Below are 15,581 nucleotides of genomic sequence, written 5' to 3'. Positions count from 1 at the left end.
GATGGCTGAGTCATCCTCCTCCGTCGCCCCCGCCAGCGCCGAGTCCATTACCGTCGCTCCCGCCCTCCACAAGGGCTGGCTGGCCAAGATCGGTTTCCCGCTGGCCGTGGCCATCGCCTATGGCATCCACGCCGCGATTTCCAAGGAAGAGCCGGCGCTGGAGACCCGGAATTATTCGACCTTCCTGGCCATCCTGGGTGGCCTCGGGCTCTTCGCCGGGGTATTGCAGTTTTTCCTGACCGGCTTCCGCCGCTGGATGCAGGACATGTGGCCGATCCTTTCGGCTGCCGTTCTGGTCTTCGCCACGATTGAATTCGTCACGACCGGTGTGCGGTTGCTCCCCCTGCCCTATTTCCCCAGCCCGCCGAAGGTCCTGCAGAGCGCCATCAATGATCGCGTGCTGATCTGGGAAAGCACCTACCACTCGCTGTTCCTGCTGCTCCGCGGCTATCTGCTCGGCGGCCTGCTGGGGGTCATCACCGGTGTCTGCATCGGCTGGTTCAAGACGGCCCGCTATTGGGGCATGCCGGTGATGAAAATCGTCGGCCCCATCCCCGCCACCGCGTGGATTCCCCTGGCCCTGATCCTCTCGCCTTCCGCCACGCTTTCGGCCATCTGCCTCATCGCCATCGCCGTGTGGTTCCCGGTGACCATGCTCACCGCTTCCGGCATCGCGAACACCCGTTCGTCTTATCTGGACGTGGCCAAGACCCTCGGCGCAGGCCCCTCCTACCTGATCTTCCGCGTGGCGATTCCTGCCGCGATGCCGAATATCTTCCTCGGCCTCTTCATGGGTCTCGGTGCCGCCTTCCTCACCCTCGTGGTCGCGGAAACGGTCGGCGTGAAATCCGGCCTCGGCTGGTATCTCGGTTGGTCACGCGAGTGGGCCGAGTATGGCAAGGTCTTCGCCGCGCTGGGCATCATGGCCATCTTCTTCTCCACGATCATGACCGGGCTCTTCGCCCTGCGTGACCGGGTACTGGTTTGGCAGAAAGGAACACTCAAATGGTAACTGCCATCCCCAGTCCCAGCCATATTTCGGAAGGTGCCGCACTGCGCGTCAATGGCGTCAGCAAGCGCTTCATCTCGCCGGACCGCAGCGAATTCACCGCGCTCGACAATGTCTCCCTGTCGGTGCGTCCGGGCCAGTTGGTCTCGCTCGTCGGCCCCAGCGGCTGCGGCAAGTCCACCTTGCTGCGGATGATCGCCGGCCTCGAAACTCCCGACAGCGGCGAGCTGTTGGTCGGCAGTGAAAAGATCACTGGACCCAATGCCAGCCGCGGCCTCGTCTTCCAGGACCCCAATCTCTTCCCGTGGCTCACCGTCCGGAAGAACGTCGAAGCCGGCCCTCTCGCCCGCGGCGTGCGCAAGGACACCCGCAAGGAGGTGGAAGAGTTCATTCGCCTCGTCGGCCTGGAGAACTTCGCCGATGCCTTCCCGCATCACCTCTCCGGCGGCATGGCCCAGCGCGTCGCCCTCGCCCGCGCGCTGATCAATCACCCGCAGATCCTCTTGTTAGACGAGCCGCTCGGCGCACTCGACGCCTTCACCCGCATGCGCATGCAGGATGAGGTGCTCCGCCTCTGGCAGGCCCGCGGCACCACGATGATCTTCGTCACCCACGACATCGACGAGGCCATCTACATGAGCGACTCGATCGTCATCATGACTCCCCGCCCGGGAAAAATCGAAGAGATCATCCCCGTTGAACTCGAACGCCCCCGCGACCGCAGCTCCGAGGAGTTCCTCGCCCTGCGCGCGCGCATCCTCAAGATGCTGCACTTCGCGGGTGACGAGCATTGAGCAATAAGTCTCCGCATGAGCACGGCCATCCCCGGCGAGCTATGCTTCCATCATCTGGACGGTCCACCGGAGACCTACATTCTCAAGAAGTGGTTTGTCCAACCCGGGGATCCAGTTGACGCGCCACAGATAGTCGCCGCCATTGAATCCGCTTCGTTCTCCCTCGAAATCGAAGCCTTCGATAGCGGCACTATTTCCGAACAATGCTTCCGCGAAGGCCAAGTAATCCCTGACGGGGTGATCATCGCCCGCATTCACCTTTCAAGATCTCGCTAGGACCTCACCCCTTCGACGTCTCCGCCACCAGCTTCTGCAGCAGCCCCGCAGCCGCATGAATCAAGGGCCCGGCCATGCCATCGCGCGAAAACGTCTCCATCGGCCCTTCGCCGAAATAGAGCCCGTCGGAAACCAGGAAGTTGAGCCGCACCATCTCCGGCCTTGGCGGCGGACGTCGCTCCTGATCCCAAGGCCCGATCGCTTGCACGATCGGCTTCGATGCCGCAAGCACCGCAGCGGTCTCCACTTCAAAAAGCGCCGTCTTCCCTTCCACCACCGACATCCGCTCGGTGTGGTTGATGTAGCGCACGCTGTGGTCGCCAAAGACCGCCATCACATCGAGTCCCTCGTTCAAGCCGACTTCCACGATCGTCGCCAAATGGATCTTGGGCGTCACCGGTTTCCCGGCAGCTCTCAGTCGATTGAACGCCAGCACACGCAAGCGCGACTCCGCCGTTTCATCCATCGCCAGCTTCTCAAGCGCCGCCCAATCGGGCTCCTCCGCAAATAGCACCGCCCAAGCCCCTCCGGATTCCGCCTGTTTCGCGAACATCTCCGGCCGGTCACAAAAGAGCAGCTGATAGATGAAGTTCGTCGCCGGATCGCGATACGGCCCTTGCTCCGCAGGTGAGGGAGTAGGAGATCCTGAGCCAAAGAGTTTCTTGAACATGGCGTCGAATGGGTTGGCTCACTCCCCTCCCGCTTTCTTCTTCAGAAAGCCCAGCACCTTCGAGAAATCGATCTTCGGCTTCGCATCCGGCGCAGCGACCGTGAAGACGATGCGCGAGGTCTTGTTCTCCGCCACCACGTTGGCGAGGTAAGTCCCCGGCTTCAGCTTCTTCTTGTCCATCGTCGCATCGAGTTTCACCTCCTTGACGTTGTTCGCGAAGATGATCGCGGCGGCCTGCGTGTCCTCCACCGTGCCGTCCTCCTTACAGGGGAAAGCATTGATGATGAGCATCGGCACCTGCTTCTCCAGCGCGAGCACCGCGTCATCCGTCACCGGCTTGGAAACTTCGGCGAAGAGCTCGTTGCCAGCCTTCATCTCCGCCTTGGTCCCGCCGAGCGTGATGTCGAAAGGGTAAAAGGTCGACCGGTCTTCCGCGAGCAACGGCGCGGCGAGGCAAAACAGGATGGCGAGGGATTTCATCAATGACATTCCATCACCCCGGCGGGCAGTCGGCAAGTTCCGCTTCCCAAGTCCGCCCGCGCGTGGATCTTGAAATCATGCCCAAGCCCCAGCCTGAGCCTGTCGATCCCGCCCAGCTTCCCGAACTCGCGCTCGCCACCATGAAGTCGGCCAAGTTCCCGATGCTCGCCACCATCGATGCGAACCAGCCTCGCCTCCGCCCGGTCTCCCCAGTCAAAACCGAGCGCTTCACCGTCTGGGTCGCGAACCTCCGCAGCTACCACAAGACCGGCGAGATCGCCGCCAACCCGCGCGTGGAACTCTGCTATCTCGACGAACACCACCACCAGGTCCGCATCACCGGCGTCGCCATGCCAGAAACGGACGCCGCCCTGTTAGACTCGATCTGGGAAAAGAACCCGCTCCTCCGGATGTATCTCGGCACCCCGGACAATCCCGAGCTGGTCATGTATCGCATCGAACCCAACCGCGTCCGCTTCATGAAGGAGTGGGCGCTGGAGTATCACGAGGTGCCCCTTTAACGACCCGGAAGGCCGTTCAGCCACTCCGCCGCAGCATCGGGATCGGTATAGGCCCACGTGGCAACAACGCCTGAAACCACTGCCGGATTCGCACTCCTGGCAACTTGGGTCTGCAAACGGATCCACGACAACAAGTAGCGAAGCCGGTTGTGTGGCGGCACCGAACGCAGGAAGCGGTTGATCTCCCGCCGCTCGGAAGGGTCCAGTGCCCCATCGGCATAAGCAGCCAAAACCCTCGCCTTCCATTCCGAAAACGAAGGCTCCGGGGTAGTCCCTCCAGTCGTACCGCCGCCCGTGTCTGACGGAGGGACTGTCGGAGGACCGCCATCACCCCGCCCGGCGACCGCCGTGAGCGTCATACCCACGAACGTCGCCACCACCATGCCAAGCGCCTTCATGGCAGAGATAACTGCCGGTCCACCATGTTAGCGTCAAGTTGATAGCCTCTCTTCACCGGAACAACGTCTCCACCCCCATCGCCGACTTGCGCAGGAACTTCGGCACCGCCTTGCTCTTGCCTGGCCGGAACAGCCGGAAGACCAGTCCCAGCAAGTTCAGCGTGAACACATGGTCGAAGAGCCGGTAGCCACGCTGCCGCCGCAGCAACAGCGATGAAAGCCAGCCCAACGTCTGCCGCTTCACCTTGAACGGCTCGAAGTTCACCTTGATCCGGTAGCGCTGCCGTTTCTCGCTCGGCCACGCCTTCTTGTAGGCCTTCTTCGAAGCCCGGATCCGCTCGGCCAATTCCGGCTCAAACGGCAGGAAGTAGTACCGCCGCGCCAGCCGCACCAAGTGGCAGAAATCCCGCCAGTGCTCGATGTCCGCAACCGGCAGTTCCGCCGACCGCGCCAGCTCCACCATCCGCGGAAAAAGCGCATACGCCGCCTCGCCCTCCCGCAGCGCCCGCTCCGGGTCCGTCACGAAATGCCGCAGCACTTTTCTAACAGCATGGTTGATGAACAGGCAGTCCCAATAAACATGCAAAAGTGGCGGAATCCTGACCCGCCGGAAGAACAACTTCTGCGACGCGAACTCACCGATGTAGTGCAGCTCCTTCACCACCGTCTCCGAGTGGCGGAGCAGCTCCAGCACCGCCGGTGCCTTCTCCGTCCCGACCACATGCGCCACCGCATCCTCCACCGATTCCCGGTATCGGAAAATCCGCAGCGCCACCTGCGTGTTCAGCCGCAGCCAGAAATCCCGCCCATCGTTCTCCAGAAACGCCAGCCGCCGGAAGCGGTGCCACCCGCCGGTCTGACACCACACCGAGATGCCGGCCAGATTCGCGTCCCCCTGCAATTCCCGGGCATACTGCTCGCAGTCCCACCCGATGAAGCTCGGAAACTCCCCCGCTCCCTCATACTCGCGCCGCGCCTGTAGCTCCACGATCTTGCGGTGCGGCGTGCGGAAGAAGGCGCGGTTCAGGGGCAGATAGCGGAAGAAATCGCTCTCGCCGTACTTCATCGAGAGGATGAAGGCCGCCGAATCGATCCCCTTCAGCGCATCCGCCAGCGTCCGGCGGTGCCAGATCAGGTCACCGATCCGGTGCGCCCCCACCGTCCACGTTCGCAGGATTAGCGTCCGCCCGTGCTTCTCGAAAATCGGTAGCAGCTCGTGTAGCAGGCGGTTCGTCTCCTTCGAATTGCGGACGTGCAGCCGCGTTCGCAGCGGATCCTTCACATCCACGCCATCGCTTTCGCCGATCCGGAGCACGATGCCGGAGATCTGCGGAAAATCGCCCAGCAACCCGTCGACCAGCTCTTGGTAATAAACCTCCAGCTTCTCCCGGACATTCCCAATCGCAGCCTCGACCCCCGGCGACACCGGCAAGACATCGGAGGTCAGGTAGAGTTCCAGCCCTGCCTCGCGGATGATCCCGAAAAGCACGCCAAACTCCTCCCGCAGCACCTCGATCCGTCCGGCGGTCTCCTCATCATGGAGCCGGTGGGCCGCCAGGTGCGCCAGATCGTCCAGCGTCACGGCCGTGAATCCGGCCGCAGCCACCTCGCGGGTGAATTTACGCAGGTCCTCCCGGATGCCGCTCCACTGCATTTCGCGCTCCGGACCGCTTGTCGCGAGGCGGGTGAAGGGAATTTTCGACCAGTTGATACGGCGACCTTCGCAGCCGCGGAAAAACGGCCCGATCGCATCGATGAGAAAAATCCCCGGCGGCATGATTCGTGCAACGCTGGCGTCACATGAAAGGAGGGCAAAGGACGTGAATATGACAGGATCGTCGCAATCGCCGGTTTGTGACCGGACGCTTGGCGGGCGACGCCTTGCGTGTTTACTTCGTGATGGCTTCCAGCCATCGTTCCGATTGCTTGCTCCGATTTGACCCTGTGAATCTCCACGTCGCCCATCATCGCCGCGGCTTCAGCCTCATCGAGATGCTGGTGGTCATGGTCATTGTCGGCGCGCTCATGACCCTCGGGCTCAATATTTTCGGGAAGTCGGCGAACAGCGCCCGCCGCACGGGCACGGACCAATTTACCGCCGCGGTCGAGCAGGCCCGCACCGCGGCCATCACCCGCCGCAAGCCGGTCATCCTCGCGGTGGCCCCGCCCATCACCGGCGGCCCGGACCAAATCACCCGCTACGGACTCTTCGAGGTGGATTCCCTGCCCGAGGATCCGGGCTCTATCAAGGCCCGCCAGGTCCAGCGCTGGAACCTGATGCCGGACGGCGTTCACTTTTTCGGAGGCAAGATCGAGGGCCTGCGCAATCTCCTCGATGAAGACCCCTCCCAGCTCTCGTGGAAAAATGGCGACAGCCAGGCCACGGTCTACGTCCTCGCTTTCAATTCCCGGGGTGGTCTCGCATGGCCCACCGGCTCCGATCCGGTCGCGGTGAAAATCGGCACCGGCACCATCCAGAATGGCAAGGCCATCGAAACCAGTGAAGGCGGCCACAACTCGCTGCGCATCGGCCGCGTGGTCGCCCGCCCTTGGAGACTCGACTGATGAAACACTCCCTTCCAAAGCGCGGCTGGCTGCGCGGTGTGTCGCTGGTAGAGACCATGATCGCCATCGGCATCCTCGCCGTGGTCGGCCCTTTGGCTGTGGCCACTCTTTTGAAATCCGGCGAGGGCGGTGTCACGGCCCGCGCCGAGACGCGTTCCGTCGCCATCGTCGAGCGTTGCCTCTCCGAGCTCAAGACCGCTCGCGATGGACCTTCCCAATATTTGCCCAAGCTTGAGCCCGGCGCGAACTTCGGGAAGGACCGCGTCGTCTGCCTCGCTTTCGCTGGCGACGGCACCCTGCTCGGAAAGGTCGACGAAGGATCCTACAGCAGCGGCAGCGGCAAGGTCGACAGCCAGGACGCCGTCTATCTCGCGAAGCTGCAAGGCGACCTTCAGACCCAGCGGACCGGCTTCCCGCCGCTGCTGACCGTCACCGTCACGGTGGAATACCCCGCCGTCGCGCCGCAGAACAAACGCAACCACACGGAGTTTCACACTCAGTTGCCATGACCGCGCGCCCGTCCCATCGCCGTGGCTTCACGCTGCTGGAAGTGCTGCTCACGATGGGCATCGGCTCCATCCTGCTGTTCGTGGCGGTCACCATGCTCAGCCAAGCGGGGAATGGCTATGACCGCGGCTCCGGCAGCGTCGCCGCCGAGCGCGAGGCCCGTGCCGTGCTCACCCAGATGGGCGAGGATTTCGCCAAGGCCGAGTGGCACAAGGACACCATCCTCGAAAACGACGGCGAGGGCTGGAAGCGCGCCCGCCTCGGCTTCCTCTCCCTCCAGCCGGACGATGCCCAATCCGAGGACGGCCGCAATGGCGACCTCTGCGCCATCCACTACTACGTGAAGGACATCAAGGTCGGCAACGCCACCGTACGCTGCCTCATGCGCGGCTTCCGCGAGAGTGGCAAGGTCTTCCCTGCCCTCGCGAAAGGCACCTTCTCCACCCTCTTCGACGAGCAGGATATCGATGAGCCGGTGGCCTTCGGCGTGCTTTCCTTTTCAGAAGAACCCTTGGTTCGCGACGAATCGGGAAAGTGGCAAACATGGCACCAGACGGCACCCACCGATGGATCCACGTCCGCCAGCTCCTCGGACCATCCGCAGGCCGTGCGCCTTCGCCTCATCATCGCCCGCCGCGAACTGCTCGGGAAACTTTCCACCACTCAGGATTGGGACGGCAGCTCGCTGCGGGGCGACCCGAAGCAGGCCTCCAACAATCCCAATCTCGAAAGCTACGAAGTGATCCAGCGATTCGGCACCAATGACTAATCAACGCCGTAGCCCCCGCCTGGCCCCCGCATTCACCCTGCCCGCCGTGATGGTCGTCTCGGCGGCCATGCTGATTCTTGCCGTCGGCCTGCTGGCCATCATGGGCATCGAGAAAAAGACCGCCCGCTCGTTCACCGATTCCAAGCGCGCCGAGCTCGCCGCCCGTGCCGGCCTGGAAGACTTCCGCGCCGTGCTCCGCACCGAGACCGCGAACGATGACTACCTCGTCATCGCCGGCACGCCGCCGAACCTCCCCACCGAAGACCGCCAGGCGAACAAGCACCTCTTCATCGCCCGCGGCTCCGGCGGCGGCGACAATGTCGAGTACCGCTACCTGCCCCTCTTCAGCACCAGCACCCTGCCCGACAAGAGCGCCAAGCTGGCAGCCCCGAAGATCACCGACGGGGAAGAAGGCAAAGGCTACACCTACATCAAGGGCCCGCCATGGCTCGAGCCGGCCCACGTCGAGTGGATCCCGGTGCGCGATGAGAAGGGCAACATGGTCTCCCGCTACGCCTACTGGGTGGAAGACCTCCAGTCCAAGGTCGACGCCACCACCGCCGGCAACAACGAAGGCGAGGCCGGCGGCAATGATCGCAATGCCTGGCCCTTCCCTGCCCCGGGCATCAATCCCAAGCCCCCCGCCAAGGACGAGCCGAAGCTCGACCGCGTGGCCGTCCACGTGCTCGACCCCGCCACCACCACCACCGAGGACGGCGATGGCAAGCTCTTCGGCAAGATCTCCAAAGGCCGTCCTGCCATGCTCTCGCCGGACTCGGTGGCCGCCGCCGTCGGCTACGATGCCCCGCTCAAGCGCAAGGATAACGGCCAGCTCGAAGATCCACTCGCCGCCGCCCTGGAAAAGAGCGCCAGCGCGGTCAACGAGCCCTACAAGGAGCATCCCGTGGTTCCTTTCGCCGCGGGCATTTCCGCCGATGCCGCTGGCAAGCCGAAGCGCAACCTCAACAAGATGCTCGGAAGCCCGCGGGCCTCCGCCATCGATGAGTTTGCCGCTTGGATCGATACCGCCCTGCCGAACTTCAAGAACCGCAAGGGCGGCTTCCCGGATGACTACCTCCGCACGCTTGCCGCGAATGCCTTCGACTACGTCGACACGGACAATGACCCGAGCATCAAGGTGGGCAGCTACCGCGGCCTCGATGGCTACCCCTTGGTCAGCGAGTTCGTGATGAGCTTCCGCTGGGAAAATACCGCCCGTGAAAACGGCCGCCTTTATCTGGTGCTGGAGATCGGCACCTTCATCGAGCTCTGGAACATGACGGACCAGCCGGTGTCCGGCCAAGGACAGGTCACCTTCGAATCCAAGTTCTCCTTTGCCACGGGGGCCAACCCGGGAATGGAGCTTGAGGAAGTCGCCGGGGAGAAGGACGTGGCCCAGCCGACGCTCGAGAAAAAGGATGGCTACCTCTGGTATCCCCCTTTCGCCGTCACGCTGCTGCCAAACGAGTACCGCGTGTATCCCTCGCGCGTCCGCCTGAAGATCGACGTGGGGGCCGCCTCCGGCTTCATCGCCAGCCCCTTGGACCTGGGTGCCACTCAGCAGGACAATGCCAGCGGCTATCGCTTCCGCTGGAACAACGTCATCGTGGACCAGTCCCGCGCCAATACCTGGAAGCAGGGACGGAACGTGGAATTCCCGAATGGAGTCCGCCAATTCTCCCGCGCCACCGTGCCGGCTCACAGCCACTCGCTCGGGCCGTTGAATGGTGGCCCCTTCCAGAACAACATGGGCGACCCGCGGATGGCGATGTACCTGTCCACCCCACAGGCGTCGAATGCCTATCCGGGCAACTACAGCCCGAACCGCCGTAACATCCGCTGGACCAGCATTTATTCCAGCGACACCACCAAGCGCCGCTACTACGGCCGCGTGCTTCCCGCCGAGTGGCCGGACGGCGGGCACAACTCCGCCTTCGGCTCCAGCAGCTTCATCTCCAGCGACGAGCAGATCAAACCGGACGATCCGAAGTTCTACACCGGCGTGCCGGCACCGAGACAGGATCAGGCGCCCATGCGTCTCTCGAACAAGGGACGCTTCTACAGCGCCACCGAACTGGGTCGCGTCTACGACCCCATCATGTGGTATCCCGTTTATGCCGACATCACCGGCAAGCCCGGCACCGGAAAACGCGATACCGACACGCTGAATGCCGCCTCCACGCCCAGTCTGCCGACCGAGCGCGCGTCCTTCCCCGATCTCGCGGTCGGCTCCACCGCCAATCCGGCCTACGGCGGCGGCAATACCCTGCGCGTCGGTCGCTTCGAGCACCCGCTCCTGGAGCGCCCCGGCATGCATGCCACCCATCTGCTGGATATCTTCCATGCCGGCGAGGCCACCTCTGACAGCGCCTCCGAGCGCGAGGGCAACCTCATCACGATGCAGGGCAACGTGAACCTCAACACCGCCGATACCGATGCCATCCGGGCCTTGGTCGCCGGGACATTGAAACAGGACCCCGCGCTGTGCCAGGTCACCTCCACCAGCCACCAGACCACCAGCCTGATGGCCCCTCCGACCAATCCGCTGAAGCTGGGCTCGCCGATGCGCACCAAGATCGCCGACCGCGTGGCTGAGGCCATCATCCGCAAGCGCCCCTTTGCCTCCGCCGCGGACATCGCCTACGCCCGCGACAACGAGGAAAAGCCGGTCTTCGGCAATCGCGAGGTTTACACGCAAAACACCCGCATCGAGTGGACCGACTCCGCCGCGGAGGAAGTCTTCCACCGCCTCTACGACGCCTCCACCCTGCGCTCGCGGAATTTCCGCGTCTGGGTCATCGGACAAGCGGTCGCGCCCCTTTCCAAGAACTCCACCGCCGAGCCCGAAGTTCTCTCCGAGTGCAAGAAGTCCTTCACCGTCTTCGCCGATCCCGGCAAGCGGAAGGACGACGACACCATTGATACAGCCACCTATCGTCCCCGAGTGACCCATGAAAACGACTTTTAAGTCTTGGTCGCGGCGCGTGATCGCCGGACTCCTGATCGCCCTTCCCCTCGCCGCCCGTGCCCAGGACGAGGAAAAGCCGAAGGTCGGCTTCATCCGTCTGGTCAACGCCGTCGGCGCTGGCACCGGCAATGTCCACCTTGAAATCGATGGCGAGGACCAGTTCCCGAAAGGCTACAAGCTCGGCCAGCGCACCGGCGGCATCGGCCTCAAGGCCGGCGCCAAGAAGGTCAAGATCACCCGCGAGGGCGTCACCGAAGGCTCCACCAGCATCCCCATCGGCGTCGGCGAGACGATGAACATCGTCTCCTTCGCGGAGAAGATGCCGGCCGAAGGCGACAAGCCGGAGCACTGGGAAATGCGCATCCTGAAGCTGAAGCAGCGCGACGTGGAAAGCGGCTATCGTCTCACCGTGCTGAGCGTCTGCAAGGAGCCCGAAACCTTGTTCTCCACCATGCGCGAGGGCGAAGAGAAGAAGACTCCTAACAGCGCCAAGCGACTGATGACCACCAGCATCGATCTCGGATCCGCCCCGCGCGACCTCTACGTCTATGCCCGGAACAACGATGTCCCGCTCGCCGTTTTCCGCCCCGAGGCAAAGGGCAACTACGTGGTCGTCCTCTACGATGATCCGGACGGCAGCGTGAAAGCCGTCTCCTTCTTCGATCCGAAGTTCGTGATCGCGGGCTGAGAAAAGCCACGCCGCGTTTTTGACATCCATTTGACCTGCCAGCGTCGTCGACCTGCGATGCTGGCGGGGTCATGAAGAAGTCCATCCGCATCTTCCCCGCCCTGCTGCTGGCGGGCGTCCTGTCGGTCACGGCGAAATCCGCCCAGGAATCGGTCGATCCCTTCGCCCCGGGTCAGGGTGAGGAAATTCCCCAAAGGGACAATAGCCCCAAGTTCATCTCGATCACCTTCGAGACCTTCTCGGTGAGCTTGGCCGACGCCGTTTCACTCTACAACGGCCAGCCGAGCGATACCGCTCTCTACAAGGAGATCACCTCCCGCGTCGCCAAGGGCAAGGCGAAGCAGGAGAACTTCGTCGTCCTGCGGGCTCGCTCGGGAGAGCGGGCCGCGCTCAAGAATACCTCTGAGTTCATCTATCCGGCTTCCTACCTGCCGGACACCACCCCCGCCGTAAAACCGCAGCCCGCCGGTGGTGTCGCGCCCAAGCCCTCCAATCCCGCCGCCGCACCTGCCCCTGCCGCCCCCGTTCCGGCAGTCGCGGCACCCACCAGCGCCCTCCCTTTCCCGACCGACTTCAAGACCCGCGATCTCGGACTCAGCCTGGTGATCGAACCCACCATCGGCGGGAACGACAGCATCATCGATCTCCGCATCGAACCCATCATCGTCACCCTGGCCGACCGCACCAAGTGGGGCCCCGCGGACTCAGGAATCGAAACCCCTGTGTTCGAGGTCCAGTCGCTGTCCACGGCGAATACCATGCTGACCGGCCAGACCCAACTCCTGGGAACCATGAGCCGTCCGCCGGCGTCGAAAGCCGATGCCGAGGCAACGGGCCGCATCTGGTTTGCCTTCGTAACCCCGAAAATCCTCTCCGTCCCCCGGCACTAAGATTCCAGCAGAGCCATGAAAACATTCATCCACATCTTCCCTGCCCTGCTGCTGGCAGGCATACTCTCCGGCACCGTGCAACCGTCCTTGGGCGCTGACGATCCGTTCGTCCGAGGCCAAGCAAACCTGACGCCGCAAGGAGACGACATCCCGAGACTCATTTCGGTTTGCTTCGAAACCTTCTCGATCGAAAAGTCCGAGGCCGCCGCCCTCTATCAGGGCCAGCCAGACGATCCCGCGCTCTACAAGGAACTCACTGCTCGCGTCACCAAGAACAAGGCCAAGCAAGAAGGCTTCGCCGTCCTCCGCGCTCGCTCGGGAGAAAAATCCGTCCTCAAAGGGACCAGCGAATTCATCTACCCCGCCTCCTATCTGCCCGCGCCAAACCCGGGCGAGAAGCAATCGCCATCTGCTTCCGACACCGCCCTAACCACCACTGCCAAGGCACTGCCAGCCGATTTCAAAACCCGCGACCTGGGGTTCACCTTGGAAATCGAACCCACGCTGGCGATGGATAACCGGATCATCGACCTTCGGATCGCGCCTGCCTTCGTCAGCCTCGCCGATCGTTCCAAATGGGGAGCAACGGCGTCCGCGACGGAAACGCCAGTCTTCGAGTCCCAAGAGTTGCGCTCGGCCTACACTCTTCGGGGAGGTCAACCACAGCTGCTGAGCACGCTGAGCCGCCCGCCGGTGTCGAAAGTCGATGCTGACTCCGCCAACCGCGTCTGGTTTGCTTTCGTAACGGCCAAAGTCGTCGCCGTCACTCCGGAGAAATGAGGAGCTTCTGGATCACGCTTGGTCCCCTGCTTGCCGCCGCTGCCCTGATTCTCTGGGGCGGCGAGCGGCTGGCCCGTCGCAACGTGGAGGAGCGCATCCCCGCCGACCGCGGCCGCCTGTTCGACTTCGCCGCCCACTGGCGCAGCGAACTCGACCGGCTCGACTCCCTGTACGCCGAACATCTCGCAAGCGTCGCGAGCTACAGCACCTACCTCCCCCGCGACCAAACGATCAAGAGCTGCGAGAACCTCTTCGGACTCCGCACCCTCTACCTGTTCAAAGGGGGCCGCAGGGACGCCGAGTTTCCGGGGAAGAGACCTTTGTTCCGCCCCGGTGGCAGCATTCCCGAAGTGGTGGCGGAAGGCGAAGAAGGCCAATTGCCCCCTCGCAATGCGATCATGTTGCCACGCGGAGTCCTGCTGGGCCAGGCCGGCAATCGAGGTTGGCTGCCGGCCCCCAAACCCGGGTACCGGGCCCACTGGGTCCGCGTTGATCCATCGACCTTCGCCGCCTTCGTCATCGATGAAGAGGAGCTGGGACAAGCACTCGCCAAGCACCTCACCGATTGGCAGGAGAATCCCCTGAAGCCGCTGCGCGAAGCGGACGAGCGTGTCGCCATCGAGGGCCCGGGCGGAAAAACCGTCCTCACCCTGCAAGGCGAACACTCCGGCCCCGCCGCCTTGGTCTTGCCTCACCGCACCGGCCTCGGCGAGTGGCAGGTCCTCGCCTGGGACAAGCTCAAGACCAGCACTACGCACGATACCGCCACGCTCATTCTCGCCGGAGCCATCGCCTGCACGCTCTTGCTCACCGGCATCTACCTCCAGATCCAGCAAGGCCGCGCCCTTCGCTTGGCCGAGGAACGCGTCTCCTTCGTCAATCGCGTCTCTCACGAACTCGGCACACCGCTCACGAACATCCTGCTCAATCTCGACCTCGCCGGCCGCTCGCTTGAACCACGGCCCGCCGAAGCGAAAAAGAGGCTCACCCTGGTGCACGAGGAAGTCCGGCGCCTTGGCCGCCTCGTCTCGAATGTCCTCACCTTCTCTCGCAGCGAGCGCAAGACCCTCGAACTCGCACCAACCGCCTGCATCCCCGATCAAGTGGTGGAAGACATGCTCGCCCAATTCCAGCCATCGCTCGATCGCCGGAAGGTGAGCGTTGAATGGCAACGCGGCGCCTCTAACAGCACCCGGCTCGACCCCGACGCCCTCGCCCAGATCGCCGGCAACCTGTTCTCCAACGTCGAGAAGTACGCCAGCAGCGGTGGCTGGCTCGGCCTGACCACCTCGATGGAGAACGACCGCCTTAAGCTGCGTGTGAGCGACCGCGGGCCCGGCATCCCCGCTCGTTCGCGTGAGAAAATCTTCGAGCCCTTCGAGCGGGTCCACGGCGGCGTGAGCGAAGGTGCCAGCGGTACCGGCCTCGGCCTCGCCATCGCCCGCGACCTCGCCCGCCGCATGGGCGGCGATTTGCTACTATGTTCATCGGAGACGGGCTCCGTGTTCGAGCTCGATCTGCCCGCTCCTCCCCATCTCGCCATCGTTCACTCCGAAGTCGCATGACCATCCTTCTCGCCGAAGACGATCCGCTGACGCTCGATGCCCTCGCCGCCTGCATCGAGGACGAAGGCTTCCACACCTTGTCCGCCGTCGATGGCAAGCAGGCCCTGGAGCTATGGGCACAGCACCGACCGCAGCTGCTCTGCCTGGACATCATGATGCCCGGCGTGGATGGCTTCGAAGTCTGTCGTCGCATCCGCGCCACCGATCCCTCGGTGCCGATCCTATTCCTCTCCGCGAAGAATGAGGAAGCCGACGTGGTTGTCGGACTGGGCCTTGGCGCGGACGATTTCATCCGCAAGCCTTTCACCCGTGCCGAAGTCATCGCCCGCATTCGCGCCGCCCTCCGTCGGGTAGCGCCTCAAAATGGCCGCTCCTTCGAAATGAGGGATCTCAACGTCCGCCCCGATGCCCTCGTCGCGGTACGGAAGGGCAAGACAATCGAACTGTCCCGCCGCGAGGTCTCGATGTTGGAACTGCTCCACCGCCACGCCGGCAAGCCGGTCAGCCGCGATGCCTTCCTCGACGCCTGTTGGGGCCTCGACTACTTCCCCGACTCCCGCACGCTCGACCAGCACGTGCTGATGCTGCGCAAGAAGATCGAAGCCGACCCCGCGCGCCCCGAAATCATCGAGACCGTCCGCGGCACCGGCTATCGCTACAAGGGGCCTTGACCTTCGGTCAACGCGGCGTGGACGCAAGGT

17 protein-coding genes are annotated in these 15,581 nt (G+C 63.6%); 13 read left to right on the top strand and 4 right to left on the bottom strand.

Translation table 11 applies throughout. From position 1 onward, the window contains the following. Position 1 precedes the first annotated feature (1 nt). Genes WKV53_RS11585 through WKV53_RS11575 form a run of 3 tightly spaced genes read left to right on the top strand, consistent with a single transcriptional unit; the run spans position 2 to position 2,079 of the window. Positions 2 to 1,012 carry an ABC transporter permease gene (locus WKV53_RS11585; RefSeq protein ID WP_341404752.1) on the top strand — a complete coding sequence of 337 codons (1,011 nt, stop codon included), beginning with the start codon at positions 2 to 4 and terminating at the stop codon, positions 1,010 to 1,012. Continuing rightward, a complete protein-coding gene (locus tag WKV53_RS11580) occupies positions 1,006 to 1,803 on the top strand; it encodes an ABC transporter ATP-binding protein (protein WP_341404751.1) in 798 nt (265 codons plus the stop codon). Before WKV53_RS11585 ends, WKV53_RS11580 begins: the two co-directional genes overlap by 7 nt. A 15-nt stretch (positions 1,804 to 1,818) precedes the next feature. Then, positions 1,819 to 2,079: a biotin/lipoyl-containing protein gene (locus WKV53_RS11575; protein WP_341404750.1), complete on the top strand. Its 261-nt coding sequence runs from the start codon at positions 1,819 to 1,821 to the stop codon at positions 2,077 to 2,079. A 4-nt stretch (positions 2,080 to 2,083) separates the two neighbouring features. On the opposite strand, the gene WKV53_RS11570 is transcribed toward WKV53_RS11575, so the two are convergent. After that, entirely contained in the window at positions 2,084 to 2,749 is a 666-nt protein-coding gene (locus WKV53_RS11570) for a hypothetical protein (RefSeq protein ID WP_341404749.1), read from the bottom strand. An 18-nt stretch (positions 2,750 to 2,767) separates the two neighbouring features. Beyond that, positions 2,768 to 3,229 carry a hypothetical protein gene (locus WKV53_RS11565; RefSeq protein ID WP_341404748.1) on the bottom strand — a complete coding sequence of 154 codons (462 nt, stop codon included), beginning with the start codon at positions 3,227 to 3,229 and terminating at the stop codon, positions 2,768 to 2,770. A 77-nt stretch (positions 3,230 to 3,306) separates the two neighbouring features. On the opposite strand from WKV53_RS11565, the gene WKV53_RS11560 reads away from it, so the two are divergent. Further along, entirely contained in the window at positions 3,307 to 3,750 is a 444-nt protein-coding gene (locus tag WKV53_RS11560) for a pyridoxamine 5'-phosphate oxidase family protein (RefSeq protein WP_341404747.1), read from the top strand. Here WKV53_RS11560 and WKV53_RS11555 read toward each other — a convergent pair. Both WKV53_RS11555 and WKV53_RS11550 read right to left on the bottom strand, forming a co-directional pair. Next, positions 3,747 to 4,148, bottom strand: a complete 402-nt coding sequence (locus WKV53_RS11555; protein WP_341404746.1) for a tellurite resistance TerB family protein — start codon at positions 4,146 to 4,148, stop codon at positions 3,747 to 3,749. The two genes, WKV53_RS11560 and WKV53_RS11555, sit on opposite strands and share 4 nt — an antisense overlap. A 52-nt stretch (positions 4,149 to 4,200) precedes the next feature. Further along, positions 4,201 to 5,925, bottom strand: a complete 1,725-nt coding sequence (locus WKV53_RS11550; RefSeq protein ID WP_341404745.1) for a hypothetical protein — start codon at positions 5,923 to 5,925, stop codon at positions 4,201 to 4,203. Between the two features lie 167 nt (positions 5,926 to 6,092). On the opposite strand from WKV53_RS11550, the gene WKV53_RS11545 reads away from it, so the two are divergent. The 9 genes from WKV53_RS11545 (at position 6,093) to WKV53_RS11505 (ending at position 15,551) form a co-directional block, all read left to right on the top strand. Continuing rightward, positions 6,093 to 6,713 (top strand): pilus assembly FimT family protein, encoded by a 621-nt coding sequence (locus WKV53_RS11545; RefSeq protein WP_341404744.1) that lies wholly within the window; start codon positions 6,093 to 6,095, stop codon positions 6,711 to 6,713. Continuing rightward, positions 6,713 to 7,222 (top strand): type IV pilus modification PilV family protein, encoded by a 510-nt coding sequence (locus tag WKV53_RS11540; protein ID WP_341404743.1) that lies wholly within the window; start codon positions 6,713 to 6,715, stop codon positions 7,220 to 7,222. Before WKV53_RS11545 ends, WKV53_RS11540 begins: the two co-directional genes overlap by 1 nt. Further along, complete coding sequence (locus WKV53_RS11535; RefSeq protein WP_341404742.1) at positions 7,219 to 7,989, top strand: PulJ/GspJ family protein; 771 nt, start codon at positions 7,219 to 7,221, stop codon at positions 7,987 to 7,989. The genes WKV53_RS11540 and WKV53_RS11535 overlap by 4 nt, the downstream gene beginning before the upstream one ends. Next, entirely contained in the window at positions 7,982 to 10,957 is a 2,976-nt protein-coding gene (locus tag WKV53_RS11530; protein ID WP_341404741.1) for a type IV pilus modification PilV family protein, read from the top strand. The genes WKV53_RS11535 and WKV53_RS11530 overlap by 8 nt, the downstream gene beginning before the upstream one ends. Then, positions 10,941 to 11,645 (top strand): hypothetical protein, encoded by a 705-nt coding sequence (locus tag WKV53_RS11525; protein ID WP_341404740.1) that lies wholly within the window; start codon positions 10,941 to 10,943, stop codon positions 11,643 to 11,645. The genes WKV53_RS11530 and WKV53_RS11525 overlap by 17 nt, the downstream gene beginning before the upstream one ends. A 71-nt stretch (positions 11,646 to 11,716) precedes the next feature. After that, the gene (locus WKV53_RS11520) at positions 11,717 to 12,535 is read left to right on the top strand and encodes a hypothetical protein (protein ID WP_341404739.1); all 819 of its coding nucleotides are present in this window, start codon (positions 11,717 to 11,719) and stop codon (positions 12,533 to 12,535) included. Positions 12,536 to 12,550: 15 nt separating this feature from the next. Further along, entirely contained in the window at positions 12,551 to 13,315 is a 765-nt protein-coding gene (locus tag WKV53_RS11515; protein ID WP_341404738.1) for a hypothetical protein, read from the top strand. After that, the gene (locus WKV53_RS11510; RefSeq protein ID WP_341404737.1) at positions 13,312 to 14,880 is read left to right on the top strand and encodes a sensor histidine kinase; all 1,569 of its coding nucleotides are present in this window, start codon (positions 13,312 to 13,314) and stop codon (positions 14,878 to 14,880) included. The genes WKV53_RS11515 and WKV53_RS11510 overlap by 4 nt, the downstream gene beginning before the upstream one ends. After that, complete coding sequence (locus tag WKV53_RS11505; protein ID WP_341404736.1) at positions 14,877 to 15,551, top strand: response regulator transcription factor; 675 nt, start codon at positions 14,877 to 14,879, stop codon at positions 15,549 to 15,551. Before WKV53_RS11510 ends, WKV53_RS11505 begins: the two co-directional genes overlap by 4 nt. Positions 15,552 to 15,581 lie beyond the last annotated feature (30 nt).

Origin of the sequence: Luteolibacter sp. Y139, assembly GCF_038066715.1 — a bacterium.
In the GTDB taxonomy this organism is placed as follows: Bacteria; Verrucomicrobiota; Verrucomicrobiia; order Verrucomicrobiales; family Akkermansiaceae; genus Haloferula; species Haloferula soli.
Note: the sequence above shows the minus strand (reverse complement) of the source record. Positions and strands in the feature narration are given on the sequence as shown.